The sequence below is a fragment of the Streptomyces sp. SAT1 genome (genome assembly GCF_001654495.1).
Classification (GTDB): Bacteria; Actinomycetota; Actinomycetes; order Streptomycetales; family Streptomycetaceae; genus Streptomyces; species Streptomyces andamanensis.
Genome location: NZ_CP015849.1, coordinates 2,672,215 through 2,698,011 on the forward strand (window position 1 = coordinate 2,672,215; position 25,797 = coordinate 2,698,011).

Genomic DNA, 25,797 nt, shown 5'->3' on the forward strand with positions numbered 1-25,797 from the left:
CGGGGACGTCACGCACGGCGGCGGTCCGCCTACGCTCCGAGGAGACGCGACGCCGTGTAGATCAGCAACCCGGCCAGCGAGCCGACCACCGTGCCGTTGATGCGGATGAACTGGAGGTCGCGGCCGATGTGGGCCTCGATCTTGCGGGTGGTGTGCTCGGCGTCCCAGCCCGCCACCGTGTCGGTGATCAGCGAGGTGATCTCCTTGCGGTACGTCGTCACCACGTACACCGCGGCGCCCTCCACCCAGCGGTCCACCTTGCTCCGCGCCCCCGGGTCCTCGGCCATCCGGTGGCCCAGGGAGAGCAGCGAGGCCCGCACCCGCAGGCGCAGCTCGCTGTGCTCGTCCTCCGCCGCGGAGACGATCATGGACCGTACGGCCGTCCAGGCGGAGGCGATCAGGTCCTGGACCTCGCCCCGGCCGAGGACCTCGCTCTTGAGGCGTTCGATCCGGGCCCGGGTCTCGCTGTCGGACTGGAGGTCGGAGGCGAAGTCGCCGAGGAACCGGTCCAGCGCCCCGCGCGCGGGGTGGCCGGGCATGTCGCGCATCTCGGTGACGAAGCGGAGCAGTTCCTTGTAGACGCGCTCGCCGACCTTGCGGTCCACGAACCTCGGCGTCCAGCCGGGCGCGCCGCCCTGCACCGCGTCCATCACGGAGTCGCCGTGCAGCACCAGCCAGTCGTGCGCCCGGGTGACGACCAGGTCGACGACGCGCCGGTGACCGCCGTCGGCGACGATCTTCTCCAGCATCTTGCCGAGGCCGGGCGCGATCTCCTGCACGGCGGCCCGGCGGGTGATCGCCTCCCCCACCACCGCCTGCACATCGGAGTCGCGCAGCACGGTCAGCGCGCCGCGCAGCGCGGTGGCCAGTTCGGCGGTCACCCGGTCGGCGTGCTCCGGCCGGGCGAGCCAGGTCCCCAGCCGGCCGCCGATGCCGACGGCGCGCAGCCGCTGGCGTACGACGTCCTCGGAGAGGAAGTTCTCGCCGACGAACTCGCCCAGCGAGACACCGAGCTGGTCCTTCTTGGTGGGGATGATCGCGGTGTGCGGGATGGGCAGGCCGAGCGGGTGGCGGAAGAGGGCGGTGACCGCGAACCAGTCGGCGAGCGCGCCGACCATGCCCGCCTCCGCCGCGGCCGCGACATAACCTGCCCAGGCGCCCGCGCCGCTGTGCCCGGCCCACTTGGCCAGGACGTACACCACCGCGACGAACAGCAGCAGCCCGGTCGCGGTCAGTTTCATCCGGCGCACCCCGCGCCGGCGCTCCTCGTCGGCGGGGCTGAACACGGTCATCGTGCGGCGGGCCGTGGCGGGCTCCGCCGCCGGGTCCGCCGCCGCGGGGTCCGCCTGAGGCTCGGCCTCCGTCGTTCGTTCCATCCGCTCCACCCGTTCCGTGTTCCCGTACGCGCCGCGCCGCTGAGGTGAGCGGTCCGTACGGGCGGCGCGCACCCGGCGCACATCCCGTACCCGATTGTCCCCTCTGACCTACTCCCGGAGCGGACCAGGAGTTCCCGCGGGGACGGGCCGCAGGCGTCCGGGGCGGGTCCCCGGCCCCGGACGCCTGCGGCCCGGGGCGGGTCCCCGGCCCCGCGAAGTGTCCGTGACCCTGCCGCAAGCCGCCGGTGGCCCCGGCCGCACCGCGCTGACGGACCCGGCCAGGACCCGGCCCGGACCTGGCCTGACCCGGCCTGCCCCGGCCCAGTCCTGGTCCTAGTAGTCCCAGTCCCGGCGCCCGCGCCGGTCCCGGCGCTGCTCCCGGCGCTCGCGGTGCTGCTCCCAGCGCTCCTCGTGGCGCTGCCGGTGCTGCTCCACGCGCTCCTCCTGGCGGTCCCAGTGCCGCTCCCAGCGGTCGCGCAGCTCCTCGTGCCGGGAGGACTGCAGCTCGCGGCGCTCCGTCCGGCGGTCCAGCTTCTCCTGGCGGCGCTGCTCCTTCTGGAGCAGCCGCTCGGCCTTGGTGAGCTTGCGTTCGACGGCCACCCCGCCCCAGAAGGCGAACCCGGTGACGATCACGCGCGGGGCGCCCGGCTCTCCCGGCACGCCCTCCTCGCGGTGGTCGAAGCCGCCCATGATGCCGATGCCGCGGACGACGACCTCGACGCCGGGCGGCACGATCACCTGCGCGCCGCCCATGATCGCGATGCAGTTGATCTCCACCTCGCGGTCGGCGAAGTTCGCCTCCCGCAGGTCGATCTCGCCGCCGCCCCAGAAGGAGAAGCAGCTGAACCGCTTCGGGACCGTCCACCGCCCCTTGCGCTGGAAGCCCGACATCACGGCCACCGCCCACGACGACGAGCCCTCGCCGCCGGTGATCCGCGACGCCCAGCTGCCCGGCTCGGCCGGTTCCTTGTGCAGGGACACCGCGGGCGCCGCCGGGCCGCCCCCCGCGACGGGCAGGTCACGGGTGATCGGCGCCAACTCGCCGTACGTGCGCGCCTTGTAGGTGGCGTCCAGCCGTTCCTCGAACTCCGCCATGTCCAGGCGGCCTTCGGCGAGGGCGTCCCGCAGGGTCTCGGCGACCCGTTCGCGATCGGCGTCTGAGGCGCGCAGTTCGGGGGCATCGTCGGTCATGTGGAGCAGCCTACGAAATCCCCGCGCCGCAGGCTATGAGAGCGCGCGTTCCACGCCGTCCACGCCGTCCGCACCGTCCCCGTCGGCCGCGCCGACCGCGCCCGCGACAGTGGCGCCCGCCGCGTACATCTCGGCGATCACCGCCTCGATGTCCGGTTCGCGCACCGACAGGTCCACCAGCGGGTAGCGGTCCGCGACCCGGGCCAACAGCGGCGCCGCCGATTCGCCCGCCGGGAAGGACAGCCACTGCCGCGGCCCCTCCACCCGCACCACGCGCGCGCCCGGCACCTCAAGCGGCGGCAGCTCCCGCTCCAGGTCCACCACCAGGGTGCGTTCGCCCTGGGCCGCCTCGTGCAGGCCGGGCAGCGAGCCGTCGTACATCAGCCGCCCGTGGTCGATCACCATCACCCGCGAGCACAACTGCTCGATGTCCTGGAGGTCGTGGGTGGTCAGCAGCACCGTCGTGCCCTGCTCGGCGTTCAGGTCGCGCAGGAAGGAGCGGACCCGGGACTTGCTGATCACGTCCAGGCCGATGGTCGGCTCGTCCAGGTACAGCACCTCCGGGTCGTGCAGCAGCGCCGCCGCGATGTCACCGCGCATGCGCTGGCCCAGCGAGAGCTGGCGCACCGGGACGTCCAGCAGCTCGGCCAGTTCGAGGAGTTCGACGCAGCGGTCGAGGTTCTCCCGGTAACGGGCGTCGGGGATCCGGTACATGCGGTGCATCAACCGGTAGGAGTCGATCAGCGGCAGGTCCCACCACAAGGTCGTGCGCTGTCCGAACACCACCCCGATACGTTGCGCGAGCCGGGTGCGCTCGCGCGAGGGGTCGATGCCGGCCACCCGCAGCCGGCCGCCGCTCGGGGTGAGGATGCCCGTGAGCATCTTGATCGTCGTCGACTTGCCCGCGCCGTTCGGGCCGATGTAGCCGACCATCTCGCCGCGCGCCACGGTGAAGGAGATCGCGTCGACCGCCCGCACCTGCCGCCGCTCCCGCTTGAGGAACCCGGTCTTCTTGCGTACGTCGAAGACCTTCTCGACCCGGTCGAGTTCGATGAACGCCCCGTTCGCCCCGCCCGTCTTGTCCGCCCTATCCGCCCCGCCCGTCCTGTCCGGCCCGCGCGTCCCCTCCGGTCCGCCCGGTCCGTGCGCTCCGCCCGTCACCATGCCGTCCTCCGTGTCCCTTCAGCTTCCCGTGCTCCGGTACGACCTGAGGCCCACCCGCCAGGCCAGCCCCGCCAGCGCGCAGCAGACCAACGCCACCAGCGGCGAGAGGAACCCCGTCCAGTGCGGCAGCCCGAGCGGGTACGGCCGCTCCAGCACATAGGCGGCGGGCAGCCAGTTGACGAAGGCCAGCGGCAGCACGAACGTCACCCCGCGCACCAGCTCCTTGCCGAACACCGTCGGCGGGTACTGGAGCAGCGTGGTGCCGCCGTAGGTGAACGCGTTCTGCACCTCGGAGGCGTCCTGCGCCGCGAACTGGAAGGCGGCGCCCGCCACGAACACCGCGCCGAAGATCGCGCAGCCGCTCACCACCATCACCGGCAGCAGCACCACCTTGAGCACCGTCCAGTGCACGTCCAGCGTGGCCAGCGCGTACCCGAGGACCAGCAGCCCCTGCGTCACCCGGCCGAGGCGGCGCAGCGCGAACCGGTCGGCGGCGACCTGCGCGAGCACCGGCACCGGGCGGACCAGCAGCGTGTCCAGCGTGCCGTCGCGCACCCGCCGCCCCAGCCGGTCCATCGAGCCGATCGCCAGGTCCGCCAGGCCGAAGGAGGTGCCCGACAGCCCGTACAGCAGGGCGATCTCCCCCAGCGAGTAGCCGCCCAGCGCGTCCACCCGGGAGAACATGAGCAGGATCGCGACGAAGTCCAGCGCGGTCACCGCGAAGTTGCCCAGCGTCGTCATCACGAAGGACGCCCGGTAGGCCATCGTGGAGCGCAGCCACATCCCGGCGATCATGCGGTAGGCGCGCAGCCCGTCCGCCAGCCGGCCGCGCGCGCCGCCCCGCCCGCCGTGCTCCGCGCGGAAGCCGGCCCCGGCCGTCGTACCAGCCGCCGCACCGGCCGTCGTACCGGCCGCCGCTGCCCCGGTGGACCGCTCAGCCACCCTGGACCACCACCCGCCGGGTCGCCACCGTCTGGAGCAGCCGTCCGGCCGCCAGCAGCGCCACCGCCCACGCCCCCTGGAGGGCGTACGTGCCCAGCGGCCGCGCCTGCCCCATCAGGACGTCGGCGGGGGCCTGGAGCAGCGACGCCCACGGCAGCGCCCGGACGACCTCGCCGAGGGCGCCCGGGAAGACGTTCAGCGGCAGCAGCATCCCCGAGCAGAACACTCCGGCCAGCCAGGCGATCTGGGTCACGCCCGACCCGTCGAGCAGCCAGAACGCGCTCAGCGCCACCAGGAAGCGGATCCCGAAGCTCACCAGCATCGCCAGCAGCACGGCGCCGAGGAACGCCGCCCAGGTCACCGGGTCCGTGGGCAGCGCCACCGGGAAGAACAGCGCCCCGAACACGAACGGCACCACCCCGCGGCCCAGCAGCTGGAACGTCGCCCGGCCCACGTCCGCCGCCAGCCACCACAGCTGGAGGTCGGCCGGGCGGTGCAGATCGGTCGCGATGTCCCCCGTACGGATGCGCTCCATCAGCTCTTCCTCGGCCCCGCCGCCCCCGATGGCGAGGGTCGCCAGGAACGCCTGCCCCAGCCATACGTACGTCACCGCCTGGGAGCGGTCGTAGCCGCCCAGATGCGGCCGGATGTCCCACAGGGCGAGATACGTGTACACGAGGATCAGCCCGAAGACCGTGTTGGTGAACACCCCGGCCGCGGTGGCCGCCCGATACGTCGCGTACCGTCTGAATCCGCCCGCCGCGACGGCCGCGTACAACCGCCCAGCGCCCACGCCACGCCCCTCCCGCCAAGCCGACACCGAAGCGCAGGAGCCTAGTACGCGCCGGACGTGATGTGCCACGCATTTTCCGTGGACGAGAAGTTCCCGGGCGTGGGAACGGAACGCTTGGTGCGAGAGTCTTCATCGAGGGGCGCAGAAGGCGCATGAGGGCGTACGCGAACGTATGCCGCGAAACGTGAACACGCGAAACGGAGTCCGTGCACGAGATGAGCGACGAGCCGCAGCCGAAGGCCGAGGCACCGCGTCCCGCCGGGGAACCGGAGGGGAAGCCGGGGGCGCAGTCGGGAGCGCGACCCGGCGCGGGACCGGAGACGGGCCCGGCTGCCGGCCCCGGAGCCGGCCGGAAGGCCGGTCCGGCCGCCGAGCGGCGGGGCGCCGCAGCGGACGCGGCCTCGGACGGGGACTCGGGCCGGGACTCGGGCCGGGATTCGTCGGAGACCGACGCGGGGGGCGCGGCGGACCGCCGTACGACGACGCCCGCCTGGGCCGCGAAGGAGACCGGCTCCGACACCGGCTCCGGCACCGGCACCGACGCGCGCCGGGGACCGCGCTCCGGCGCGGCGCCGACGCCTCCCGGTACCCCGGGCCGCCGGGAGACCACGGCCGGAGCCGCGGCCCCCCGCACCGCCACGCCCTCCCCCGCCCCGGGCCGGGGCCAGAGCGAGGGCCGGAGCCAGGGTGGCGCGGGCCGTGCCGACCGCGACGTCACCACCGCCTCCGCCGCCACGGCAGGCGGGGGCGGCAAGGGCAAGAAGCCCCGGCGCAAGCGGACCGGATGGCGGCGGCTGTTCCCCACCTGGCGGATGACGCTCGGCGGGTTCCTCACCCTGGTCCTCGTCGGCGTCGGCCTGTTCTTCCTCGGCTACTCCCTCGTGAAGATCCCCGACGCCAACGCCCTCGCCGTCAAACAGGCCAACATCTACCTCTACGCCGACGGCACCGAGATCGCCCGCGACGGCGAGGTCAACCGCGAGAACGTCCCGCTGGACCAGGTCTCCCAGGCCGCCCAGCACGCCGTGCTCGCCGCCGAGGACCGCGACTTCTACAGCGAGTCCGCCATCGACCCCAAGGCCGTGCTCCGCGGCGGCTGGCGCACCGTCACCGGCAAGGGCAAGCAGTCCGGTTCCACCATCACCCAGCAGTACGTGAAGAACTACTACCTCGGCCAGGAGCAGACCGTCACCCGCAAGGTGAAGGAGTTCTTCATCTCGATCAAGCTGGACCGCAACGAGTCCAAGGACAAGATCCTGGAGGGCTACCTCAACACCAGCTTCTTCGGCCGCAACGCCTACGGCATCCAGGCCGCCGCCCAGGCGTACTACGGCGTCAACGCCAAGGACCTCGACCCGGCCCGCGCCGCCTACCTCGCCGCCCTCGTCAACGCGCCCAGCGAGTACGACGTCAGCGCCCACCCGGAGAACCGGCACGCCGCCGAGGCCCGCTGGAACTACGTGCTGGACGGCATGGTCAAGAAGGGCTGGCTCAGCGCCTCCGAACGGACCGGGCTCAAGTTCCCCGCGCCCAGGTCCGCCACCGTGCCCACCGGCATGTCCGGCCAGCGCGGCTACCTCGTGCGCGCGGTCAAGGACTACCTCGCCAAGAACAAGATCCTCGACGAGGACGAGCTGTCCGCGGGCGGCTACCGCATCACCACCACGCTCCAGAAGAGCAAGCAGGACGCCTTCGTCAAGGCCGTCGACGAACAGCTGATCGACAAGCTGGACAAGAAGAACAACAAGACCGACCGCTACGTCCGCGCGGGCGGCGCCTCCGTCGACCCGAAGACCGGCGAGGTCGTCGCCATGTACGGCGGCATCGACTACGTCAAGCAGTACACGAACAACGCCACCCGCCGGGACTTCCAGGTCGGCTCCACCTTCAAGCCCTTCGTGCTCACCTCCGCCGTCCAGAACGAGTCCACCACCCAGGACTCCCGCACCATCACCCCGAACACCCTCTACGACGGCACCAACAAGCGGCCGGTCCAGGGCTGGAACGGCGGCCACTACGCCCCCGAGAACGAGGACCAGCAGTCCTACGGCGACATCACCGTCCGCGAGGCCACCGACAAGTCCGTCAACGCCGTGTACGCGCAGATGGCCGTCGACGTCGGCTCGGACAAGGTCAAGGAGACCGCGCTCGCCCTCGGCCTGCCGGCCGACACCCCCGAGCTGATCGGCTCCCCGTCCATCGCGCTCGGCGTGGCCCAGGCCAGCGTCCTCGACATGGCCCAGGCGTACGCGACCCTCGCCAACCACGGCAAGCACGGCACCTACACGATCATCAAGAAGATCACCAAGGACGGCGCCAACGCGGTGGCCCTGCCCGGCCACGGCAGCACCGCGTCGCAGGCCGTCAGCCGCGAGGCCGCCGACACCACCACCGCCGTCCTGCAGAGCGTCGTGCAGAACGGCACCGGCGCCCCGGCCCAGGCCATCGACCGCCCCGCCGCGGCCAAGACCGGCACCGCCGAGAACGACCAGGCCGCCTGGTTCGCCGGCTACACGCCCGACCTCGCCACCGTCGTCTCCGTCATGGGCCAGGACCCCGACACCGCCGCGCACAAGCCGCTCTACGGCGCCCTCGGCCTGCCCCGCATCAACGGCAGCGGCGCGCCCGGCAGCATCTGGGCGCAGTACATGGGCGACGCGCTCAAGGGCACCCCGGTCAGCGACTTCGACCTCAAGCTCCAGCCCGGCGCCGACGAGTCCCAGGCACCGCCCAGCGGCTCGGCCCAGAGCCCCGGCACCGGCGACGACACCGGCGCAAGCCCCGGGACCGGCGACGACGGCCAGGACACCCGCGGGCAGAGCACCCACGGCCAGAGCCAGGACCCCGGACAGAGCACCGGGACGCCGGGCGACTCCACCGGCGGCACCCCCACGGACGGCGGCACCGGCGGCGGCACCCCGGGCGGTCCCGGCGGCGACACCGGCGCCACGGACGGCACCGGCGGCACCCCGCCCACCGGCGGCACCACCGAGGGCGGCGGCACACCCGGCGGGGGCGGCACCCCCACCACGGGCGGACCCGGCGGCGGGGGCGCGGGCGCCGACGGCGGCACCGGCACGGGACCGGCCGCGGGCGGCACCGGCACGAACACCGGGACGAACACCGGCACCGGCCAGTGAGGACACCGGGTGACGCCTGCCGCTAGTGCCCCGAGGTGACCTTCAGGCCCACCACGGACACCAGCAGCAGACAGACGAAGAAGATCCGGGCGGCGGTCGCCGGCTCCCCCAGCACCACCATGCCGAGCACCGCCGCACCGGCCGCGCCGATGCCCACCCACACGCCGTAGGCGGTACCGATCGGCAGGGAACGGGCGGCGTAGGACAGCAGCAGCATGCTCACGACGATCCCCGCGCCGGTCAGGACGCTGGGCACCGGCCGGGTGAAACCCTCGCTGTACTTCATCCCGATCGACCAGCCGACCTCCAGCAGACCGGCGACGACAAGCAGAACCCAGGCCACGACGGGCACCTCCGAGACAACGGCAACGCCTGCCCCACGGCCGGGCGTTGCGACGGACACCAGGTGCGTCGTCTTTGCCTTCGTCCCGGTACGGCGCGTCTCGTCGGGTTCCCCACCGAGGCTAGCAAAGGAACGCCGAAGGGGCCGGTGACCCTGGTCACCGGCCCCTTCGGGAAGCAGCTCACTCCGTCACAGGTACAGACCTGTGGAGTCCTCCGAGCCCTCGAACCGGTCCGCGGCCACGGCGTGCAGATCGCGCTCGCGCATCAGCACGTACGCGGTGCCCCGCACCTCGACCTCCGCCCGGTCCTCCGGGTCGAACAGCACCCGGTCACCCGGCTCCACGGTCCGTACGTTCTGCCCGACCGCGACGACCTCCGCCCAGGCCAGCCGGCGGCCCACCGCGGCCGTCGCGGGGATCAGGATCCCGCCGCCCGACCGCCGCTCGCCCTCGCTCGTGTCCTGCCGGACGAGCACCCGGTCGTGCAGCATGCGGATGGGCAGCTTGTCCTGATGGGTGCTGTGCTCGTTTCTGTTGGCGCTCACGCCTGAAACCTACCTGCCTCGACCGATGTCCCTGCTCGGCGGGTCAGCGCCGGCGCCTGCGCCCGCTCACGGCGAGCAGGCCCACGACACCCACGGCGACGAGCGCGACCGGCACGATCCGCTCCAGCCGGGGGGCGCCCGCCTCGTCCGTGAACTGCGCCCGCACCTCGCTCACCACCCGGTTCACCTGCACGTACGCCCGCCCGAGGGTGTGGTCGACGTTCGAGGCGACCTTGGCCTTGGCGTCCCCCACGAGCGTCTTCGGGTGCACGCGCACCCCGATCTCGTCGAGGGTCTCGGCCAGCACCGCGCGGCGACGCCTGATGTCCGCCTCGATCTCAGCCGGGGTTCTGGTGTCCGCCGTGTCCGCCACCGTAGCGCCTCCGAAGTCAACTGATGCCTGTCCAGCACAGTCTGTCAGCTCTCACCGCGACCGCACCGTCGGCACCCCCGGTTACCCTCGGACCGACACGGTATTGGCCCCCACGAGGACACGCACGAGGAGAGCACCTTCGATGAGCGAGCGACTCCAGCCCGGGGACACGGCTCCCGCCTTCACCCTCCCCGACGCCGACGGCAACGAGGTGTCGCTGGCCGGCCACCAGGGCCGCAAGGTCATCGTCTACTTCTACCCGGCCGCCCTCACCCCCGGCTGCACCAAGCAGGCCTGCGACTTCACCGACAACCTCGACGTGCTGGCCGGCGCGGGCTACGACGTCATCGGCATCTCCCCCGACAAGCCCGAGAAACTCGCCAAGTTCCGCGACACCGAGTCCCTCAGGGTCACGCTGCTCGCCGACCCCGACAAGAAGGTCCTGGAGGCGTACGGCGCCTTCGGCGAGAAGAAGCTCTACGGCAAGACGGTCACCGGCGTCATCCGCTCCACCGTCGTCGTCGACGAGCACGGCAAGGTCGAACGCGCCCTCTACAACGTCAAGGCCACCGGCCACGTCGCCAAGATCATCCGCGACCTGGGCATCTGACCCGGCCCTCGCCCCACCCCTCCCTTCCCGAACGGCCCGTCCCGGCACCCCCGGCACGGGCCGTTCCCCTGCGGTGTGCCGTGCGTGACCGACCGGCATCCGGTTCGTTGCTCCGTACGGGCGAAGAACACACGCCCGGCACCGGACCGGAGGGGACTCGATGGGGGCCAGTGCGTACACCAGGGACCGCCTGGAGGAAGCGGCACGCGGCGCGCGGACGCTGTCGGAGGCGCTGGAGAGACTGGGGGTGGATCCGCGAAGCGGGAGACGGGACTACATCCGGCAGCGGATGAAGAAGCTCGGCGTCGACACGTCCCACTTCGAGCGGGAGGGGGTGAAATGGACGCGGGAAGTCCTGCAGGCTGCGGTTTCGGCCTCGACCAGCGTGTTCGACGTACTGCGGCATCTGGGGCTGGAACCTGTCGGCGGCCATCACGCCCATATCAGCAGCAAGATCAAGGCGTACGGCATCGACACCTCCCATTTCACGCCATCGGTCCGCACGGAGAGGATGCGGCACAACCAACGACGCCGCACTGCCGGGGAGATCCTCGTGGAGGACACCTCGGCACACACGACCCGGGTCCCAGGCATCCGGCTCAAGAGGGCCATGGCCGAACTCGGCATTGAGGAGCACTGTGCCCTGTGCGGGACGGGCCCCGTCTGGCTCGGGGAACCGCTCCCGTTGGAGGTCGACCACATCGACGGGAACTGGCGTGACAACCGCATCGAGAACCTGCGCCTGCTCTGCCCCAACTGCCATTCCACGACGGACACTTATCGAGGACGCGGCACGGGACGCACGCGAAGGGAATGCCGGTGAGCGTCCGGAGGAGCCGTACCTGCGAGGAGCAGTTGCGTGCGGCGGTCGCCGAGTCGGACTCCCTTGCGGAAGTGCTCCGCAGACTCGGACGGCCGGACAACGGCGGACAACGCGCGATGCTGCGGAAGCGGATCGCCGAGGAGGGCCTCGCGACGGCTCACTTCCTCGGGCAGGCACACCAGCAGGGGAAACGGAGCGCGAACGCCAAGAGTGCGGAGGAAGTGCTGGTCCGCCATACCGGCACGCACCGGATCAAGACCTGGCGTCTGCGTCGAGCACTCCACGAGATGGGCGTACCCGAGCGGTGCGCACGATGCGGGCTCCGCCCCGAGTGGCTCGGGAAGCCCATGACGTTGGAGATCGACCACATCAACGGCGACTGGCGCGACAATCGGCGGGAGAACCTGCGCCTGCTCTGCCCCAACTGCCATGCGGTCACCAGTACCTGGTGCAGGGGAGGTCGGCGAAGCAGCCCCGGGGTTCAGTAGAGTAGGACCGCTGCGGGCCCGTACCCCAGCTGGCAAGAGGGCGCCGGTTTAGGTCCGGTGTGTCGTGGGTTCGAGTCCCACCGGGCCCACAGGGAAATGCGACCCCACACCTTGGTTTCACAGGTGCGGGGTCGCTTCCGTCGGCTCAGCCCAGCAACTCCCGCACCACCGGTACCAGCGCGCGGAACGCCTTGCCGCGGTGGCTGATGGCGTTCTTCTCGGCGGGGGTCAGTTCCGCGCAGGTGCGGGTGTCGCCGTCGGGCTGGAGGATCGGGTCGTAGCCGAAGCCGCCGGAGCCGGCGGGGGTGTGGCGGAGGGTGCCGCGGAGCTGGCCCTCGACGACGCGTTCCGTGCCGTCGGGGAGGGCGAGGGCGGCGGCGCAGGCGAAGTGGGCGGCGCGGTGGCCGTCGGCGATGTCGGAGAGCTGGGCGAGGAGCAGGTCCAGGTTGGCCTGGTCGTCGCCGTGGCGCCCGGACCAGCGGGCGGAGAAGATGCCGGGCGCGCCGCCGAGGACGTCGACGCAGAGGCCGGAGTCGTCGGCGACGGCGGGCAGGCCGGTGGCGCGGGCCAGGGCGTGTGCCTTGAGCAGCGCGTTCTCGGCGAAGGTGACGCCGGTCTCCTTGACGTCGGGGATCTCCGGGTAGGCGTCGGTGCCGACGAGTTCGTGGGGCAGGTCCGCGTCGGTGAGGATCGCCCGGAGTTCGGTGATCTTTCCGGGGTTGCGGGTGGCGAGGATCAGGCGGGTCATGGTCACCAGTATCGCGGGCGGGTCAGGGGGTGCAGACCTTGGTGAGTTCGCCGGCGGCGTCGGTGACGGGGGTGAGGTCGGGGGTGTGGTCGCCGTTCTTGACGGCGGTGCGGACGTTGCCGACGGCTCTGTCGAGGTCGTCGACGGCCTTGTTGACGTCGGTGTCGTCCGTCTTGTCGCCGATCTTGTCCAGCTTGTCCTCGATCGCGCGGAGGGCGTCGTCGGTCTTGCCGGGGTCGTCGGCGGCGTTCTGCACGGCCTGCTGGAGGTCGGTGACGCTGTCGGCGATGGCGTCGGCGGTCTGTACGCAGTCCAGGGCCTTGCCGACCGCGTCGCAGCCGGTGAGGGCGGCGGTGGCGAGTGCGATGGCGGCCGTGGTGGCGGCGATGGCGGTGGTGCGGCCCGGTCGTCGGCGTCGGCTCGCGGCCATGGCTGGGTTCCCTCCCCGGTCGGTGGCCGGGCGTGCGGCTGTCGTGCCGTACGCCCGTACCGGTAGGGACGCCGGGTGTGCGGTGCGGGTTGCGCCCCGGCGGCCCCTTCCTTGGTCTGCTCTTTACTTTCGGTCTGCTCTCTACTTCTCGTGGTGCTGGTCGAGTGCGGCGCGCTGGATCGCGGCGAGGTCGGTGCAGCCGGCCCCGGCGAGGTCGAGCAGGGCGTTCAGTTCGTCGCGGGCGAAGGGTTCGGCCTCGGCGGTGCCCTGGACCTCGACGAAGCGGCCGTCGCCGGTGCAGACGACGTTCATGTCGGTGTCGGCGCGGACGTCCTCCTCGTAGCAGAGGTCGAGGAGGGGGACGCCGCCGACGATGCCGACGGAGACGGCGCTGACGGTGCCGGTCAGGGGCTGTCGGCCGGCCTTGACGAGTTTGCGGCCCTGGGCCCAGGTGATGGCGTCGGCGAGGGCGACGTAGGCGCCGGTGATGGCGGCGGTGCGGGTGCCGCCGTCGGCCTGGAGGACGTCGCAGTCCAGGACGACGGTGTTCTCGCCGAGAGCCTTGTAGTCGACGACGGCGCGCAGCGAGCGGCCGATGAGGCGGCTGATCTCGTGGGTGCGGCCGCCGATGCGGCCCTTGACGGACTCGCGGTCGCCGCGGGTGTTGGTGGCGCGGGGCAGCATGGAGTATTCGGCGGTGACCCAGCCCTCGCCGCTGCCCTTGCGCCAGCGCGGGACGCCTTCGGTGACGGAGGCGGTGCAGAGGACCCGGGTGTCGCCGAAGGAGACGAGGACGGAGCCTTCGGCGTGCTTGCTCCAGCCGCGTTCGATGGTGACCGGGCGGAGCTGTTCGGCGGTGCGGCCGTCGGTTCGAGACATGGGGTCGAGCGTAGTGCCCCATGGTCAAGGGGCTCCTCCCGCGTCGGGAAGAGCCCCTTGGGGGGTGAATCGCGGTCCCGTGGGACCGGTGGTTCACATCATGTCTTCGATGTCCGCGGCGATCGGGTCGGCGTCAGTGCCGATGACGACCTGGATGGCGGTGCCCATCTTGACGACGCCGTGGGCGCCGGCGGCCTTGAGGGCGGCCTCGTCGACCTTGCTGGGGTCGATGACCTCGGTGCGGAGGCGGGTGATGCAGCCCTCGACCTCTTCGATGTTCTCGATGCCGCCGAGACCGGCAACGATCTTCTCAGCCTTGCTGGCCATGTTCTGTCTCCCTGATCCGAACCGCTTTGTCGCAGTAACCCACAGTTGGCCCATCTTCGCGAGCGGTCGTGCCGTGGGTGGCCGATGATGGCGTTCACGACAGCGGAACCGTCCGTCAACTGGTCTACACCACCGTTGGCGCGGTGGCCAAACGCGGTGCCGCACGACGGAGCGGAGCCTCGGGAGGACGCCATGAGTGCCGACAGCGCGGGCGGTGCGGGGACGGGGGCCTCGCCGCTGCGGGAGCACTGGAACAGCCTGTTCCAGGGGTTGCAGAAGATGGGCCGCAGTCTTCAGTTGCCGATCGCGGTGCTCCCGGCGGCGGGGATCCTGAACCGGCTGGGGCAGCCGGATGTGTTCGGCAAGGACGGGCTGGGCTGGATCGACGTCTCGAAGGTGATGGCGGGGGCGGGCGGCGCGCTGCTCGACGGCTCGCTGGGGCTGCCGCTGCTGTTCTGTGTCGGGGTGGCCATCGGCATGGCGAAGAAGGCGGACGGTTCGACGGCGCTGGCGGCGGTGGCGGGCTTCCTCGTCTACTACAACGTGCTGCACCAGTTCCCGGTGGGCTGCGGGGCGGGTGCGGTGGCGACGGCGGCCGGGTGCCGGGCGGCCGACGGGACGGTGACGGCGTTCGCCTTCCAGAATCCGGGAATCTTCGGCGGGATCGTGATGGGGCTGCTGTCGGCCTTCTTCTGGCGGCGGTTCCACCGGACGAGGCTGGTGGACTGGCTGGGTTTCTTCAACGGGCGCCGGCTGGTGCCGATCATCATGGCGTTCGTGGCGATCCTGTTCGCGGCGCTGTGCCTGTGGGTGTGGCCGCCGGTCGGGCGGGGGCTGGAAAGTTTCAGCGACTGGCTGAGCGACGCGGGCGCGTGGGGCGCGGGGGTGTTCGGGCTGGCGAACCGGGCGCTGCTGGTGATCGGGCTGCACCAGTTCCTGAACGTGCCCATCTGGTTCCAGTTCGGCAGTTACACCAAGCCGGACGGGACGGTGGTGCACGGCGACATCAACATGTTCCTGGCGGGCGATCCGCACGCGGGGCAGTTCACCTCGGGTTTCTTCCCGATCATGATGTTCGCGCTGCCGGCGGCGGCGCTGGCGATCACGCACACGGCGCGGCCGGCGCGGCGCAAGGAGGTCGGCGGGCTGATGCTGTCGGTGGCGCTGACGTCGTTCGTCACGGGGATCACGGAGCCGCTGGAGTACTCGTTCCTGTTCATCGCGCCGGTGCTGTACGCGGTGCACGCGGTGCTGACGGGGGTGTCGATGGCGGTGACGTGGGCGCTGGGGGTGCACGACGGGTTCAGCTTCTCGGCGGGGCTGATCGACTACGTGATCAACTGGAATCTGGCGACCCGGCCGTGGGCGATCATCCCGATCGGGTTGTGCTTCGCCGCCGTCTATTACACGGTCTTCCGATTTGCCATCACGAAGTTCGACCTGAAGACTCCGGGGCGGGAGCCCGCGGACGAGGTCGAGGACACCACGAAGCCCTGACGTCCGCGGCGGGTGGCGGGCCTTCCGCCGGGCTCTCGGCGGGATGCGCACAGCTCTCGAACAGGGCTGATATCGGTCTGAGACCGGCGTGAAATCGGCTTGTCACCGGCGGTCGGAGTCCGCACGGCGTGTAGCGGTTCGGTCGCGTTTTCGCGGGTTCCTTACGCCACCTTCATCGTGCTACAACAGGTCTACACCACTGAGTGGTGTAGACCACCACCCGATGGAGGACGGACGTATGAGCACCGCCACCGCCGAATCGACGGCGGCACCCGCGAAGAAGCGGGGATCTGGCCTTTTCCAGGGCCTGCAGAAGGTCGGCCGAAGCCTGCAGCTCCCGATCGCCGTGCTGCCGGCGGCGGGCATTCTGCTGCGTCTGGGGCAGTCGGACGTGCACGACAAGTTCAACCTGCCCGACAAGGTCACGGCAGTGTTCGCAACGGCCGGTGGCGCGATCTTCGACAATCTGCCGCTGCTCTTCTGCATCGGTGTCGCCATCGGCTTCGCCAAGAAGTCGGACGGTTCCACCGCCCTGGCCGCTCTGGTCGGCTTCCTGGTGTACAGCAACGTCCTCAAGGCGTTCCCCGTCACCGAGGCGAAGGTCCAGGCAGGCGCGGACATAGCCGCCACCTACAACAATCCCGGTGTTCTCGGCGGCATCCTGATGGGTCTGCTGTCGGCCACGCTGTGGCAGCGCTTCCACCGCAAGAAGCTGGTGGACTGGCTCGGCTTCTTCAACGGCCGCCGCCTGGTCCCGATCATCATGGCCTTCGTCGGCACCGCGATGGGTGTCCTCTTCGGGCTGATCTGGAAGCCGATCGGCGAGGGCATCTCCGACTTCGGCGAGTGGATCACCGGTCTGGGCGCGGGCGGTGCCGGCCTCTTCGGCCTGATCAACCGTGGTCTGCTGCCGGTCGGCATGCACCAGTTCGTCAACACCGTCTCCTGGTTCCAGATCGGCGACTTCAAGAACGCGGCCGGCGATGTCGTGCACGGCGACCTCAACCGCTTCTTCGCGGGTGACCCCACCGCCGGTCAGTTCATGTCCGGCTTCTTCCCGATCATGATGTTCGGCCTGCCGGCCGCCGCCATCGCCATCGCGCACTCCGCTCACCCCGATCGCCGCAAGGCCGTGATGGGCATGATGATCTCGCTGGCCCTGACCTCGTTCGTCACCGGTGTGACGGAGCCGATCGAGTTCGCGTTCATGTTCATCGCCCCGCTGCTGTACGTGATCCACGCGGTGCTGACCGCCGTGTCCATGGCGGTCACCTGGGCGCTCGGTGTGCACGCCGGCTTCACCTTCTCCGCCGGCTTCATCGACTACGCCCTGAATTGGAACCTGGCGACCAAGCCCTGGCTGATCATCCCGATCGGACTGGTCTTCGCGGCGATCTACTACGTGACCTTCCGCTTCGCCATCACCAAGTTCAACCTCCCCACCCCGGGCCGCGAGCCCGAGGAGGAGGTCGAGGACCTCACCAAGGCGTGAGTGTCCGCAGGACGTGAGGAGGCCCCCCGAGCCGTCAGGCCGGGGGGCCTCCTTCTCATGTCCGTCTTCTCATGTCCGTCAGATCATGCTTCTCATGTCCGTCAGATCTCGTACACCGCTCCCGGCGCCGCCAGTTCCACCGGCCCGTCGTAGACCGCGCGGGCGTCGGCGAGGTTGATCTGCGGGTCGGTCCACGGGGGGACGTGGGTGAGGACCAGGCGGCGGGCGCCGGCGCGGGTGGCGGACTCGCCGGCCTCGCGGCCGTTGAGGTGGAGGTCGGGGATGTTCTCCTTGCCGTCCGTGAAGGCGGCCTCGCACAGGAACAGGTCGGCGTCCCGGGCCAGTTCGTCCAGGGCCTCGCTGACGCCGGTGTCACCGGAGTACGTGAGGGACCGGCCGCCGTGCTCCAGGCGGATGGCGTACGCCTCCACCGGGTGGGCCACCCGCTCGGTGTGCACGGTGAAGGGGCCGATCTCGGACGTGCCCGGCTTGACCGTGTGGAAGTCGAAGACCTCGCTCATGGAGGAGGCCGAGGGGGTGTCGGCGTAGGCCGTGGTCAGCCGGTGCTCGGTGCCCTCGGGGCCGTGGACCGGCAGCGGGGCGCAGCGTCCGCCGTCGTACCGGTAGTAGCGGGCCACGAAGTAGGCGCACATGTCGATGCAGTGGTCGGCGTGCAGATGGCTCAGGAAGATCGCGTCGAGGTCGTAGAGACCGCAGTGGCGCTGCAGTTCGCCGAGGGCGCCGTTGCCCATGTCGAGGAGCAGCCGGAAGCCGTCGGCCTCTACGAGGTAGCTCGAACAGGCCGATTCCGCGGACGGGAACGACCCCGAGCAGCCGACGACGGTGAGCTTCATGGAGCAGAAACCTCCGCTGGCGGGTGGATACAGAAGGTGACGGGGGTCGTGCGGTCCGTCGAGAGTACGGCGCGCGACGGCCGGTCGCTCCTTTGCACAGGTGGGTTGTGGGCGAACTCACCTGTGGTGTCACCGGTTCGGCTGGACGTGGGGCGCACGAGGTGTGGAAGAGGGCGCGCAGGGACGCTCGCGCGCCGGTAACGTCGTTCTCATGGACACGTCCTGGTGGCTGGCGCTCGCGGCGGTGGTGCTGCTCGCGCTCGTCGCCACGCTCGTCGACGGGTGGGGCCGGGGGCGCCGGCCCGCGGGGCGCAGGTCGCGTCCGCCGGCGCGGCCGAGGGGCCGGGAGGACCGGGGTGCGCCCGCGCGTCCGCGCCCGGCGGAGATCTGGTGGGCGAACGTGCCCTACGAGGACGGCCCCGGGGCGAAGGACCGGCCCTGCCTGGTGCTGTCCGTGCACGGCAAGCGCGCCCGGGTCGCCAAGATCACCAGCCGGTACCACGAGGAGCGGGCCGGGGTGATCCCGCTGCCGCCCGGTTCGGTGGGGGACGCGCGGGGCCGTACCAGCTTCCTGGAGACCGACGAGGTGCGGGAGGTGCCGGTGTGGGACTTCCGGCGCCGGGTGGGGGTCGTGGATCCGGTGCTCTGGGACCAGGTGCGCTACCTGGCCGGGTGAGCCGCGGGCCGGGGCCCGGAACCGGCGCCGTGCGGAACGCTGTCACGGCCGGGTCACCCGTACGGTGACCGTCCATTGCGCGATGCCCTGGCAGGCCATGGTGCCGGGCGAGTTCGCGCACAAGCGGCGCGAGGACGTCAGGCGGGCCGTGCCGGGGGCGGTGGCGGTGTAGGCGGCGAGCGCGTCGCCCGGCAGGATCACGATGCCGGCGTCGGCGCCCTTGAGGACGCCACCGCCACCGCTGAGCGTCACGGGTGTCCAGGGGCGGTCCTCGGTGCCGTCCAGGGTGAGCCGCAGATAGCCGCCGACGGTGAGGCAGACGGTGCGGCCGCCGTCGGCGGCGGTGAGGTCGGCGTGGCCGGTGCAGCCGGGCGGGGTCGGCGCGGAGGCGGAGGCCGGCGGGGAGGCCGGGGCGGAGGGCGCGGTGCTCCCGCCGCTCGCGGAGACCGTGGGGGTCGCGGGGGTCCTGGGGTTCGTGGGGGCTGTCGCGGCCGGTGCGGAGGCGGGGGCCGTGGTGCCCGGGGATCCGCCGCCGCCCTTGCCGTCCTGCGGTGTGCCGCAGGACGCGAGGAGCAGGGCCGTCGCCGTCGCGGCGGTGGCGAGGGTGGTGCGGTGGAGCGTCGTACGGCGCATGGGGGCCGCCTTTCTGCTGTCCCGTTCCCGGTGGCCGGTGCCCTGGTGCCGATGTGACGTTTCTCCAGCACATCAGGATCCCCGGCCCCGCGCACGCCGGGACCCCGGCCGGTGGCTCCGGCCGGGGACGCGGTGTGCGGGTCCGTGACCAGCAGGTGTACGGACGCGCGTGACCAGCAGGTGTACGGACGCGTGATCAGCGGTGTGCCGGTGGGTGACCGGCTGTGTGCCGGTGCGTGGCGGGCGGGGCGGTCAGCCGGTCGTCAGGGCCGCGTCGTCGACGACGAAGCTGGTCTGCAGGGAGCCGTCCTCGGCGCCGCTGAACTTCAGCGTGGCGCTGGAGCCCGCCAGCGACGACAGGTCGACGGTCTTCTGCGCGTAGCCGGTGGCCGCGTCCAGGTTGGAGTAGGTGGCCAGGGTCTTGCCGCCCGCGGTCACCGTCAGCTTGTCGTAGGCGGTGGTGCGGGTGGTCTCCGCCGTGTCGACGTGCAGGTAGTAGGTGAGGGTGGCCTTGCAGCCCGCCGGGATCGTCACCGTCTGGGACAGGGTGTCGGTGTGCGTGGTGCCGTAGCCGTCGAGCCATGCCTTGTACGAGCCGCCGTGGGCGGCCTCACCGCTGTCGGTGGTGATGACGCCGCTGGAGGCGGTCCAGGAGGAGCCGCCCGACTCGAAGCCGGGGTTGCCGAGCAGCTGGGCGGCGGTGCAGGTGCCGCCCCCGCCGGTGCCGACGGTCCAGGTGAAGGAGGCGGAGCCGGTGGCGCCGGTGGAGTCCTTCGCGGTGACCGTGACCTGGTAGGTCCCGGCGGTGGAGGCGGTGCCGGTGATCAGGCCGGTGGAGCCGTTGACGGACAGGCCGGCCGGCAGGCCGGTGGCGGTGTAGGTGAGGGCCGCGCCCGCGCTGTCGGTGGCGTGTATCTGGAGGCTGACGGAGCCGCCGACGGTGGTGGACTGGCTGCCGGGGTCGGTGACGGTGACCGTGTTGCCGGTGGAGCCGCCCGCGGTGAAGGCGGCGGTGCCGCTGGGGGTGCCCCAGCCGGTCGGGCCGTCGTAGCCGGCGGCCGCCCGGCAGAAGTAGGCGGTGGAGCAGGAGCCGTTGGAGCCGCTGGTCACGTCGTTCAGGTTGCCGGTGTGGCCGTAGGGATACTTCGCCGGGTAGTCGCCCGCGCCCGGGGTGCCCGCCAGGGCGTAGACGCCGGCGATGATCGGCGCGGAGGCGCTGGTGCCGCCGTAGACGGCCCAGCCGCTGCCGCCGTAGGTGTCGTAGACGGCGACGCCGGTGGCCGGGTCGGCGACCGCGGAGACGTCGGCCTCCATGCGCTTGGCGCAGCCGGTGTCGGTCTGCCAGCTCGGCTTCGGGTCGTAGGCGGAGCAGCCGGAGCCGGTGCCCTCGGTGGAGTTGGTGTTCCAGACCGTCTCGTTCCAGCCGCGGGAGTTGGACGCGGTGGTGAGCGCGGTGCCGCCGACGGCGGTCACGTACTGGGAGGTCGCCGGGTACTCGGCGCCGTAGCCGGAGTCGCCCGAGGAGACGGTGATCGCGACGCCCGGGTGCTTGAAGTACTGGCTGTCCAGGCTGGTCTGCGAGGACTCCTCGTCGCCGCCCCAGCTGTTGGAGACGAACTTGGCGCCGAGCGCGACGGCCTCGTTCTCGGCGGTGCCGAGGTCGGCGTCGGTGGGCGAGTCGGCCTCCACCAGGATGATGTTGCAGTTGGGGCAGACCGCGCTGACCATGTCGATGTCGAGCGCCTCCTCACCGGCCCAGCCGCTGTCGTTGGTCGGCAGGGAGGTGGTGGAGCCGGTCTGGCTGACCTGCTTGAAGCAGCCGTTGGCCTTGGTGCAGGCGGACAGGCCGAACTGCGAGCGGTAGGTGGCCAGGTCGGACTCGGCGTTGGGGTCGTTGTAGGCGTCGACCACCGCGACCGTCAGGCCGGAGCCGCCCGAGGAGGGCAGGTTGTAGGCGCTGTGCAGGTTGGCCGGGGAGAGGCCGGAGGGCGCGGCGGCGAGCGCCGAGGCCAGCCGCTGCTGGATGTCGGTGCGGCGCTGGGCGAAGCAGCTGGCCTCGCCGGGCCGGGCGTCGGCGCACAGCCGGGTCGTGGGGACCTTCTGTCCGGCCGTGCCGGTGCTGTGCAGGACCTGCCGCTCGGGGGCGGTGAGGGCGTGCGCGTTCTGGGCGGCCCTGCCGGTGTCCGGGTGCGCGGCGGCGGGCTGGGCCGCCCCTGCGGTCGGTGCCGCGACGAACCCGGTGACCGTGAGGGCGAGGGCGGGGAAGGCGACGGCGAGGAGTCGGCGCGGACTCCGTCTCCGGCTGCTCGGGCGTGACTCACGCATGGGGGTACTGCCTCCGTTGACGTGGGGATCGCACTGGTCGGGCAGCCCGTGACGCGCGTGGCGGCGGCAGCCGCGCAGTCATGAGCATGACACTCCACACCCTGTACGCCGCGTGATCGTGACATGACAGGGTGCGCCAGGAACGTAGCCCCGGGCCGCCGGGGGACGGCAGTACCGGAGGGATTTCTTTGCCCCTCCATAGGATGAGATTGGCCCCCTCGTGGGAGGGGGCTGGGACGTGCTTGAGACGGGCCGGGCCCGGTCCGGACCGGCCTCACGACCCTTCCGGGACCGCTCCCACGATGCTTCCGGGACCGGCCTCACGGCTCCCGCGGGCGGGGTGCCGGCGCGGTGGTCAGGCCCAGAGCTGGCCCTGGAGCGTCTCGATGGCCTCTTGTGTGGTGGCCGCCGTGTAGACGCCGGTGGACAGGTACTTCCAGCCGCCGTCGGCGACGACGAAGACGATGTCGGCGCTCTCCCCCGCCGCGACCGCCTTGCGGCCCACGCCGATCGCGGCGTGCAGCGCGGCGCCGGTGGAGACGCCCGCGAAGATCCCCTCCTGCTGGAGCAGTTCCCGGGTACGGGTGACGGCGTCGGCGGAGCCGACCGAGAAGCGGGTGGTCAGCACGGAGGCGTCGTACAGCTCGGGGACGAAGCCCTCGTCGAGGTTGCGCAGGCCGTACACCAGGTCGTCGTAGCGCGGCTCGGCGGCGACGATCCGCACGTCCGGCTTGTGCTCGCGCAGATAGCGGCCGACGCCCATCAGGGTGCCGGTGGTGCCCAGGCCCGCCACGAAGTGGGTGACGGAGGGCAGGTCGGCCAGGATCTCCGGGCCGGTGGTCGCGTAGTGGGCGCCGGCGTTGTCCGGGTTGCCGTACTGGTAGAGCATCACCCAGTCCGGGTGCTCGGCGGACAGCTCCTTGGCGACGCGCACGGCGGTGTTGGAGCCGCCCGCCGCCGGGGAGGAGATGATCTCCGCCCCCCACATGCCGAGCAGGTCGCGGCGCTCCTGGGAGGTGTTCTCGGGCATCACGCACACCATGCGGTAGCCCTTGAGCTTCGCCGCCATGGCCAGCGAGATGCCGGTGTTGCCCGAGGTGGGTTCGAGGATCGTGCAGCCCGGGGTGAGCCGGCCGTCCTTCTCCGCCCGCTCGATCATGTGCAGGGCGGGACGGTCCTTGACCGAGCCGGTCGGGTTGCGGTCCTCCAGCTTCGCCCAGATGCGGACGTCGGCGGACGGCGAGAGCCGCGGCAGGCGCACCAGAGGGGTGTTGCCCACCGCGGCCAGCGGGGAGTCGTAGCGCATCGCTGCTCAGCGGCCGTTCAGCGCATGCCGCCGGCGACCGCCGGCAGGATCGTCACGTTGTCGCCGTCGGCGAGCTTGGTGCTGATGCCGTCCAGGAAGCGGACGTCCTCGTCGTTCAGGTAGACGTTGACGAAGCGGCGCAGCTGCTCGCCGTCCACGATGCGCGCCTGGATGCCCGGGTGCCGGACCTCCAGGTCGGCGAAGAGCGCGGCGATGGTCTCCCCGTTGCCCTCCACGGCCTTCTGCCCGTCGGTGTAGGTGCGGAGGATGGTCGGGATGCGGACCTCGATGGCCATGGGTGCGGGCTCCTGTCAGGAAGATGTCGTCGGATCGGGGGGCGCGCGAGAAAGGGCCCCCGGGCGTTCGGCCCCCGGGGAGCGCCGCGGCTCACGGCCGTACGGCGGCGGCAGGGAACGTCAACAGATGGCGCTGTTCAACCTGCACAGGTCGACGTGCAGCCGCGCCACGAGCAGCGTGCCCGGGATCTCGTCGCTCACGTCGTGGAGAACCATGGGCTCATCGTATCGATTCCCGGTCCGCACCCTGGAATGTGATCTCACCCTGCGGACGCCCGGCATCCGCGGTGCGAGACGCGCCCTGTCAGTACGCCGCCACGACCGTCACCTCCTCCTCGGTGACCTCGCCCTCCACGATGCGGAACGAGCGGAACTGGAACGGGCCCGCCTCGTCGGTGTCGGCGGTGGACACCAGGACGTAGTGGGCGCCGGGCTCGTTGGCGTAGGAGATGTCGGTGCGCGAGGGGTACGCCTCGGTCGCGGTGTGGGAGTGGTAGATGATCACCGGCTCCTCGTCGCGGTCGTCCATCTCGCGGTAGAGCTTGAGCAGGTCCTGCGAGTCGAACTCGTAGAAGGTGGGCGAGCGGGCCGCGTTCAGCATCGGGACGAACCGCTCGGGGCGTCCGGTGCCGACGGGTCCGGCGACCACTCCGCACGCCTCGTCGGGGTGGTCCGCGCGGGCGTGGGCGACGATCTGGTCGTGGAGCGACTGGGTGATGGTCAGCATGGGCCACAGGATAAGCAGGAAAGCAGAACGGCCCGCGGCGCGCCGGTCACGCCCGGCGGAAGGCGGACGGGCCGCCCCGTACCGGTGAGTGGTACGGGACGGCCCATATGCCGGACGCCCTGAGCGGCGGCCGGAGCGGTTCCCACGAGCGGCCGCTCCGGCCGGACGTCCTGCGGGAGGAGGTCAGCGCCTGCTGAAGGCGGCGGCCTCCGGGTTGCGGCGCTTGAGCACCAGGTAGGCGACGGCGAGGACCAGGCCCCACGCCGGCGCGCAGTACAGCGAGACCCGGGCGTCCTTGTCGATGCCCATCAGCACGATCACCATGCCGATGAAGGCGAGCGCGAACACGCTGGCCCAGACGCCGCCGGGGGCACGGAACTCCGAGACGGGCAGCTCGCCGCGGTCGGACTTGCGGCGGTAGCGGATCTGGCAGACCAGGATGACGATCCAGGCCCACATGCCGGAGATGGTCGCGAAGGACACCACGTAGTCGAACGCCTTGCCCGGCCACTGGTAGTTGATCCAGACGCCCACCAGCATCAGCGCGGCGGAGAACGTCGTGCCGATCAGCGGGGTGCCGCTGCTGGTCAGCCTGGTGAAGAAGCGCGGTCCCTGGCTGTTGAGCGCGAGGTCGCGCAGCATGCGGCCGGTGGAGTACATGCCCGAGTTGCAGGAGGACAGGGCGGCGGTGAGCACCACGAAGTTCACGATGCCGGCGCCGGCGGGCAGGCCCATCTTCTGGAAGGCGACCACGAAGGGGCTCTCGCCGGCGTGGAAGGCGGTCCACGGCACGACCGACAGGATCATGATCAGCGCGCCGACGTAGAAGACGGCGATGCGCCACGGCACGGTGTTGATCGCCCGGGGCAGCACGGTCCTGGGGTCCTTGGACTCACCCGCCGTCACACCGACCAGCTCGACGGCGAGGAAGGCGAACATCACCATCTGGAGGGTCATCAGCGTGTTGCCGACGCCGTGCGGGAAGAAGCCGCCCTCGTTCCACAGGTGCGAGACGGAGGCGGTGTCGCCCGCGTCGGAGAAGCCGATCGTGAGGACGCCCACGCAGATCAGGATCATGCCGATGATGGCGGTGACCTTGACCATGGAGAACCAGAACTCCAGCTCGCCGAAGAGCTTCACGGAGATCAGGTTGGCGCCGTAGAGCACGACGGTGAAGACCAGCGCCGAGACCCACTGCGGGATCTCGAACCAGTACGTCATGTACGCCGCCGCCGCGGTGACCTCGGTGATGCCGGTGACGACCCAGAACAGCCAGTAGGTCCAGCCGGTCACGAAGCCCGCGAAGGGGCCGATGAACTGGCGCGCGTACTCCGAGAAGGAACCGGAGACCGGGCGGTACATCAGCAGCTCGCCGAGCGCCCGCATGATGAGGAAGATGACGAAGCCGGCGACCGCGTACGCCAGGATGATGCTGGGTCCGGCCTTGGAGATGCTCTTGCCCGCACCGAGGAACAGACCGGTGCCGATGGCACCGCCGATGGCGATCATCTGGATCTGCCGGGCACCGAGCCCGCGCTGATACCCCTCGCCGTCCGGCACGGCCTCCGTGCCGGCGCGTTCTTTCTCGACCCGCGCTGAGGTCATGTGTCGTGCGCCTTTCTCCATGCCGACCCGGGCCGTCTGTCGGCCGCGGATCGGGTCGCGATCCCCCCGGACTGAAATGGAGTTGTGCCTGGCCGCTGGTGGGCAGCTCGGTGGCGCACCCGGGCGAACGTGGGTGGTGTTCGCCGGGCGGTCGTGAAGATTTATCACGCTCGAACCACTGATCGCAGGACGTACGTGTGGTTCACGACACCA

Annotated in this window: 27 protein-coding genes, 1 tRNA gene and 1 riboswitch; of the genes, 8 read left to right on the forward strand and 20 right to left on the reverse strand. The window is 71.4% G+C overall.

From position 1 onward, the window contains the following. Positions 1–29 precede the first annotated feature (29 nt). The 5 genes from A8713_RS11595 to A8713_RS11615 form a co-directional block, all read right to left on the reverse strand. On the reverse strand, positions 30–1,376 hold the full coding sequence (locus tag A8713_RS11595) for a DUF445 domain-containing protein (protein ID WP_443069712.1): 1,347 nt from the start codon (positions 1,374–1,376) through the stop codon (positions 30–32). A 333-nt stretch (positions 1,377–1,709) separates the two neighbouring features. After that, positions 1,710–2,567 carry a DUF1707 domain-containing protein gene (locus A8713_RS11600; protein WP_064533347.1) on the reverse strand — a complete coding sequence of 286 codons (858 nt, stop codon included), beginning with the start codon at positions 2,565–2,567 and terminating at the stop codon, positions 1,710–1,712. Between the two features lie 33 nt (positions 2,568–2,600). Next, the gene (locus tag A8713_RS11605) at positions 2,601–3,731 is read right to left on the reverse strand and encodes an ABC transporter ATP-binding protein (RefSeq protein WP_079158919.1); all 1,131 of its coding nucleotides are present in this window, start codon (positions 3,729–3,731) and stop codon (positions 2,601–2,603) included. Positions 3,732–3,749: 18 nt separating this feature from the next. After that, entirely contained in the window at positions 3,750–4,673 is a 924-nt protein-coding gene (locus tag A8713_RS11610; protein ID WP_237305350.1) for an ABC transporter permease, read from the reverse strand. Continuing rightward, a complete protein-coding gene (locus tag A8713_RS11615) occupies positions 4,666–5,466 on the reverse strand; it encodes an ABC transporter permease (RefSeq protein ID WP_078510157.1) in 801 nt (266 codons plus the stop codon). The genes A8713_RS11610 and A8713_RS11615 overlap by 8 nt, the downstream gene beginning before the upstream one ends. Positions 5,467–5,681: 215 nt before the next feature. On the opposite strand from A8713_RS11615, the gene A8713_RS11620 reads away from it, so the two are divergent. After that, positions 5,682–8,606 carry a transglycosylase domain-containing protein gene (locus tag A8713_RS11620; RefSeq protein WP_237305351.1) on the forward strand — a complete coding sequence of 975 codons (2,925 nt, stop codon included), beginning with the start codon at positions 5,682–5,684 and terminating at the stop codon, positions 8,604–8,606. 22 nt (positions 8,607–8,628) lie between these two features. Here the strand turns inward: A8713_RS11620 and sugE are convergent, their stop codons facing one another. From sugE to A8713_RS11635, 3 genes are all read right to left on the reverse strand, one after another. Then, a complete protein-coding gene (gene sugE / locus A8713_RS11625) occupies positions 8,629–8,949 on the reverse strand; it encodes a quaternary ammonium compound efflux SMR transporter SugE (protein ID WP_018565585.1) in 321 nt (106 codons plus the stop codon). A 62-nt stretch (positions 8,950–9,011) separates the two neighbouring features. Continuing rightward, positions 9,012–9,075, reverse strand: a riboswitch (guanidine-III (ykkC-III) riboswitch). A gap of 63 nt (positions 9,076–9,138) precedes the next feature. Continuing rightward, the gene (locus A8713_RS11630; RefSeq protein WP_018565584.1) at positions 9,139–9,495 is read right to left on the reverse strand and encodes a GroES family chaperonin; all 357 of its coding nucleotides are present in this window, start codon (positions 9,493–9,495) and stop codon (positions 9,139–9,141) included. 43 nt (positions 9,496–9,538) lie between these two features. Continuing rightward, positions 9,539–9,868 carry a DUF3618 domain-containing protein gene (locus A8713_RS11635; protein ID WP_064533349.1) on the reverse strand — a complete coding sequence of 110 codons (330 nt, stop codon included), beginning with the start codon at positions 9,866–9,868 and terminating at the stop codon, positions 9,539–9,541. A gap of 142 nt (positions 9,869–10,010) precedes the next feature. Between A8713_RS11635 and bcp the strand changes: the two genes are divergently transcribed. The 4 genes from bcp (at position 10,011) to A8713_RS11655 (ending at position 11,878) form a co-directional block, all read left to right on the forward strand. Continuing rightward, positions 10,011–10,478, forward strand: a complete 468-nt coding sequence (gene bcp / locus A8713_RS11640) for a thioredoxin-dependent thiol peroxidase (RefSeq protein WP_064533350.1) — start codon at positions 10,011–10,013, stop codon at positions 10,476–10,478. 160 nt (positions 10,479–10,638) lie between these two features. After that, a complete protein-coding gene (locus A8713_RS11645; RefSeq protein ID WP_064533351.1) occupies positions 10,639–11,301 on the forward strand; it encodes an HNH endonuclease signature motif containing protein in 663 nt (220 codons plus the stop codon). After that, positions 11,292–11,789, forward strand: coding sequence for an HNH endonuclease signature motif containing protein (locus tag A8713_RS11650; RefSeq protein WP_064533352.1), 498 nt, complete (start codon positions 11,292–11,294; stop codon positions 11,787–11,789). The genes A8713_RS11645 and A8713_RS11650 overlap by 10 nt, the downstream gene beginning before the upstream one ends. Positions 11,790–11,803: 14 nt before the next feature. Further along, positions 11,804–11,878 (forward strand) — tRNA-Leu (locus A8713_RS11655). Between the two features lie 56 nt (positions 11,879–11,934). Here the strand turns inward: A8713_RS11655 and rdgB are convergent. The 4 genes from rdgB to A8713_RS11675 form a co-directional block, all read right to left on the reverse strand. Then, on the reverse strand, positions 11,935–12,537 hold the full coding sequence (gene rdgB / locus A8713_RS11660) for an RdgB/HAM1 family non-canonical purine NTP pyrophosphatase (RefSeq protein WP_064533353.1): 603 nt from the start codon (positions 12,535–12,537) through the stop codon (positions 11,935–11,937). Between the two features lie 22 nt (positions 12,538–12,559). Then, positions 12,560–12,967 (reverse strand): hypothetical protein, encoded by a 408-nt coding sequence (locus A8713_RS11665; RefSeq protein ID WP_064533354.1) that lies wholly within the window; start codon positions 12,965–12,967, stop codon positions 12,560–12,562. Between the two features lie 141 nt (positions 12,968–13,108). After that, positions 13,109–13,846 (reverse strand): ribonuclease PH, encoded by a 738-nt coding sequence (rph, locus tag A8713_RS11670; RefSeq protein ID WP_064533355.1) that lies wholly within the window; start codon positions 13,844–13,846, stop codon positions 13,109–13,111. Positions 13,847–13,939: 93 nt separating this feature from the next. Further along, positions 13,940–14,173: a glucose PTS transporter subunit EIIB gene (locus tag A8713_RS11675; protein ID WP_018517946.1), complete on the reverse strand. Its 234-nt coding sequence runs from the start codon at positions 14,171–14,173 to the stop codon at positions 13,940–13,942. Positions 14,174–14,365: 192 nt separating this feature from the next. Here A8713_RS11675 and A8713_RS11680 point away from each other — a divergent pair, with 192 nt between their 5' ends. After that, entirely contained in the window at positions 14,366–15,670 is a 1,305-nt protein-coding gene (locus tag A8713_RS11680; RefSeq protein ID WP_064533356.1) for a PTS transporter subunit EIIC, read from the forward strand. 238 nt (positions 15,671–15,908) lie between these two features. Further along, complete coding sequence (locus A8713_RS11685; protein ID WP_064533357.1) at positions 15,909–17,162, forward strand: PTS transporter subunit EIIC; 1,254 nt, start codon at positions 15,909–15,911, stop codon at positions 17,160–17,162. A gap of 101 nt (positions 17,163–17,263) precedes the next feature. On the opposite strand, the gene A8713_RS11690 is transcribed toward A8713_RS11685, so the two are convergent. Beyond that, positions 17,264–18,016 (reverse strand): MBL fold metallo-hydrolase, encoded by a 753-nt coding sequence (locus tag A8713_RS11690; RefSeq protein WP_064533358.1) that lies wholly within the window; start codon positions 18,014–18,016, stop codon positions 17,264–17,266. 211 nt (positions 18,017–18,227) lie between these two features. Here A8713_RS11690 and A8713_RS11695 point away from each other — a divergent pair, with 211 nt between their 5' ends. Further along, positions 18,228–18,692 carry a type II toxin-antitoxin system PemK/MazF family toxin gene (locus A8713_RS11695; RefSeq protein ID WP_018565574.1) on the forward strand — a complete coding sequence of 155 codons (465 nt, stop codon included), beginning with the start codon at positions 18,228–18,230 and terminating at the stop codon, positions 18,690–18,692. 42 nt (positions 18,693–18,734) lie between these two features. Here A8713_RS11695 and A8713_RS11700 read toward each other — a convergent pair whose 3' ends face one another. The 7 genes from A8713_RS11700 to A8713_RS11725 all read right to left on the reverse strand — a co-directional run bounded on the left by A8713_RS11700 (position 18,735) and on the right by A8713_RS11725 (position 25,584). Further along, positions 18,735–19,325 (reverse strand): hypothetical protein, encoded by a 591-nt coding sequence (locus tag A8713_RS11700; protein ID WP_064533359.1) that lies wholly within the window; start codon positions 19,323–19,325, stop codon positions 18,735–18,737. A gap of 252 nt (positions 19,326–19,577) precedes the next feature. After that, positions 19,578–21,650, reverse strand: a complete 2,073-nt coding sequence (locus A8713_RS11705) for a putative Ig domain-containing protein (protein ID WP_064533360.1) — start codon at positions 21,648–21,650, stop codon at positions 19,578–19,580. Between the two features lie 355 nt (positions 21,651–22,005). Then, positions 22,006–22,956, reverse strand: a complete 951-nt coding sequence (locus tag A8713_RS11710) for a PLP-dependent cysteine synthase family protein (protein WP_064533361.1) — start codon at positions 22,954–22,956, stop codon at positions 22,006–22,008. A gap of 17 nt (positions 22,957–22,973) precedes the next feature. Then, the gene (locus A8713_RS11715; protein ID WP_018565570.1) at positions 22,974–23,252 is read right to left on the reverse strand and encodes a MoaD/ThiS family protein; all 279 of its coding nucleotides are present in this window, start codon (positions 23,250–23,252) and stop codon (positions 22,974–22,976) included. Between the two features lie 120 nt (positions 23,253–23,372). Beyond that, the gene (locus A8713_RS34800; protein WP_018565569.1) at positions 23,373–23,468 is read right to left on the reverse strand and encodes a putative leader peptide; all 96 of its coding nucleotides are present in this window, start codon (positions 23,466–23,468) and stop codon (positions 23,373–23,375) included. An 88-nt stretch (positions 23,469–23,556) separates the two neighbouring features. Then, positions 23,557–23,979: a Mov34/MPN/PAD-1 family protein gene (locus tag A8713_RS11720; protein ID WP_064533362.1), complete on the reverse strand. Its 423-nt coding sequence runs from the start codon at positions 23,977–23,979 to the stop codon at positions 23,557–23,559. A 183-nt stretch (positions 23,980–24,162) separates the two neighbouring features. Further along, positions 24,163–25,584, reverse strand: coding sequence for an amino acid permease (locus A8713_RS11725; RefSeq protein WP_064533363.1), 1,422 nt, complete (start codon positions 25,582–25,584; stop codon positions 24,163–24,165). Between the last annotated feature and the right edge of the window lie 213 nt (positions 25,585–25,797).